Genomic DNA, 2,566 nt, shown 5'->3' with positions numbered 1-2,566 from the left:
CCAGGTCCGCGCCGCGGCGAAGCGGGTCGAGGCGGAGGTCGGGCCGCCCGACCTGGTCGTCCTCTGCGCCGGCCACTGGCAGCAGATGCCGGCGGGCACGTGGGACGCCGACTCCTTCGAGCGCCACCTGCAGGTCAACCTCGTCGGCATGAGCAACGGCATCGACGCGGTCCTGCCCGGCATGGTCGCCCGCGGCCACGGCGTCATCGCCGGTGTCGCGTCGGTGGCCGGCTACCGGGGCCTGTCGGGCGCGGAGGCCTACGGCGCCACGAAGGCGGCCCAGATCAACCTGCTGGAGTCGCTGCGGCTGTCGGTGCGCCGCAGCGGGGTGCACGTGACCACGATCTGCCCGGGGTTCGTCCGGACGGAGATGACCGAGGTCAACGAGTTCCCCATGCCGTTCATGGTCGAGCCGGACGAGGCGGCCCGGGCGATCTGCGACGGCCTCGAGCGCGACCGCACCGAGATCGTCTTCCCCACCCGGATGGCGATGCTGATGAAGCTGGCCCGGTTCGTGCCGGCCGGTGCCTGGCCGCGGCTCCTGGCCGGCCGCCGTTAGCTGCCGGTCTCGCGCCAGGCCTGGTGCAGCAGCTGGGCGAAGACCTCCACCGGCTGGGCCCCGGACAGCGCCACGGACCGGTTCGCGACCACGAAGGGCACCGTGGTGATGCCCAGCTCGCGGGCCGCGGCCTCGTCGGCGCGCACATCCTCGGCGTAGTCGTCGGAGGCGAGCACGGCCGCCAGCACGTGCTCGTCCAGCCCGGCCTCGGCGCCCAGGCGCTGCAGCGTGGAGACGTCGTCGAGGACCTTGCCCTCCTCGAAGTGGGCGGCGAACAGGCGCTCCTTGACCGCGGACTGCAGGGCCGGACCGCCCTGGGCCAGCCCCATGTGCACCATCCGGTGCGCGTCGAAGGTGTTGGTCCAGACCGCCCGGTCGAAGTCCATCCGCAGGCCCTCCTCCGCCGCGGCCCGGGCGACCCGGTCGCTCATGGCCCGGCCCGCGTCCCGGCCGCCGCCGTAGCGGCGCCCGAGGTAGTCGTAGACGGGGACGCCCTCACCGACGGGGGTGCGCGGGTCCAGCTCGTAGGAGCGGTAGCGCACCTCCACCAGCGCCGGCCGCTCGAAGGCGGCGATCGCGTGCTCGAGGCGGCGCTTGCCCAGGTAGCACCACGGGCAGACGACGTCGGACCAGACCTCGAGGACGATGCCCGGCGTGCGGTCCGTCGCCGTGGGTGCTGCGGATTCCGTGCGCATGGTGCTCATGCCCCCAGTGTCCCAAAGACCTCGCAACGCCGCAGGCCCCGAACCGTGCGGGTTCGGGGCCTGCGGGGTCAGGCTGGTGGCCGGCGATCAGGAGAAGCGGCCGTAGGTGATGCTGCTGTCGTTCCAGATCGGGCGCTTGCTCACGACGGAACCGCTGTGCGGGGCGTCCCACATCATGCCGCCGCCGGCGTAGATGCCGACGTGGTGGGCGGGGTTGCCGAAGAAGACCAGGTCACCCGGCTGCGGGTTGCTCACGCGGGTCGCAGCCATGCGCTGCTCCTCGGCCGTGCGCGGCAGCGAGATGCCGATCTTGCTGAAGACGTACTGGGTGAAGCCGGAGCAGTCGAAGCCGGCCGGAGTGGTGCCGCCCCACTCGTAGGGGACACCCGCGTACATCGCGGCGATGCCGAGCACGCCGGCGGCCGGCGAGGGCAGGTTGATCGCCATGCGGTCGGTGCTGCGGCTGACCGTCTCGACGGCGCGCTGCACCGGGGCGGCGGCCTTCGGGGCGGTGGCGTCGAAGCCGACCTCACCGAAGGACGGCGCGACGGGGGTCGCGGCGGTGGTGGGCGCCGAGACGGCGACCGTGCCGGGGGCGTTGGTGGGGGTGGCCGCCTCAGGGGCGTGGGTGGCCGGTGCGGCCGAGGCGGGCATGCTGAACGAGGCGACCAGACCACCGGAGACCGCGAGGACCGCGGACGCCTTGGCGGCGGGCTGGCCGGAACGGCCAAGAACAGACGTCAGGGCAGTGGTGGTCGTCTGGCGACCTGCGCCGCGGTGGCGCCCGGCATGGTGCTTCGACACGTGAACAGACCTCTCCAGTGCCTACGAGGTGAGCTGTCGGGTTCGGGTGGGAGGTATGCACCCGGCCCTGAGGCAGCCATCCGACCTGGGTCGGCCAGCCGCCTGAGGGCTTCACCCCAAGGAGCGTCTCCCGACGCCCCGCAAGTGGGTCCCCCGCTCCTGCCAAACGGTGTGTGAACTCATCTCGAACGTGGCGGCAGGATTCGGCATGCCACATCGAGAGCTTCCTCCAGGGGGAGAGCAAGCGATGTCACCGTACACAGACGAAAGTCCCTTGTCACATCGAGAACACGGGTGTCTCGGGCCCGTTCCGGCCTCGCCGGCGAAGCCGCAGGTCAACGCGCTGGACGGCCTGCGGGAGGGGGACGAAATGGGGCAAACCCCCTCGCCCCGGAGTCGGGCGTGTCGCCGCGAGGCGACGTCCGGGGAGCCCCCGGAACGGGCCCTCGGCGAGCCGCCACGGGCCGGCCCGGAACGCCGGGCGCGGCGGGGTCGGGTC

3 protein-coding genes and 1 riboswitch are annotated in these 2,566 nt (G+C 72.8%); of the genes, 1 reads left to right on the top strand and 2 read right to left on the bottom strand.

Features of this window, described 5'->3' with window-relative positions; genetic code table 11:
- Positions 1-559, top strand: a 559-nt coding sequence (locus VF825_RS03175) for an SDR family NAD(P)-dependent oxidoreductase (RefSeq protein ID WP_331110062.1), incomplete at its 5' end; no start/stop codon positions are given.
- Here the strand turns inward: VF825_RS03175 and VF825_RS03170 are convergent.
- Both VF825_RS03170 and VF825_RS03165 read right to left on the bottom strand, forming a co-directional pair.
- A complete protein-coding gene (locus tag VF825_RS03170; RefSeq protein ID WP_331110060.1) occupies positions 556-1,263 on the bottom strand; it encodes a DsbA family oxidoreductase in 708 nt (235 codons plus the stop codon). The two genes, VF825_RS03175 and VF825_RS03170, sit on opposite strands and share 4 nt — an antisense overlap.
- 87 nt (positions 1,264-1,350) lie before the next feature.
- A complete protein-coding gene (locus tag VF825_RS03165) occupies positions 1,351-2,067 on the bottom strand; it encodes a C40 family peptidase (RefSeq protein ID WP_331110058.1) in 717 nt (238 codons plus the stop codon).
- A 3-nt stretch (positions 2,068-2,070) separates the two neighbouring features.
- A riboswitch (cyclic di-AMP (ydaO/yuaA leader) is annotated at positions 2,071-2,286 on the bottom strand.
- Between the last annotated feature and the right edge of the window lie 280 nt (positions 2,287-2,566).

It is taken from the genome of Oryzihumus sp. (assembly GCF_036391795.1).
Classification (GTDB): domain Bacteria; phylum Actinomycetota; class Actinomycetes; order Actinomycetales; family Dermatophilaceae; genus Oryzihumus.
Note: the sequence above shows the minus strand (reverse complement) of the source record. Positions and strands in the feature narration are given on the sequence as shown.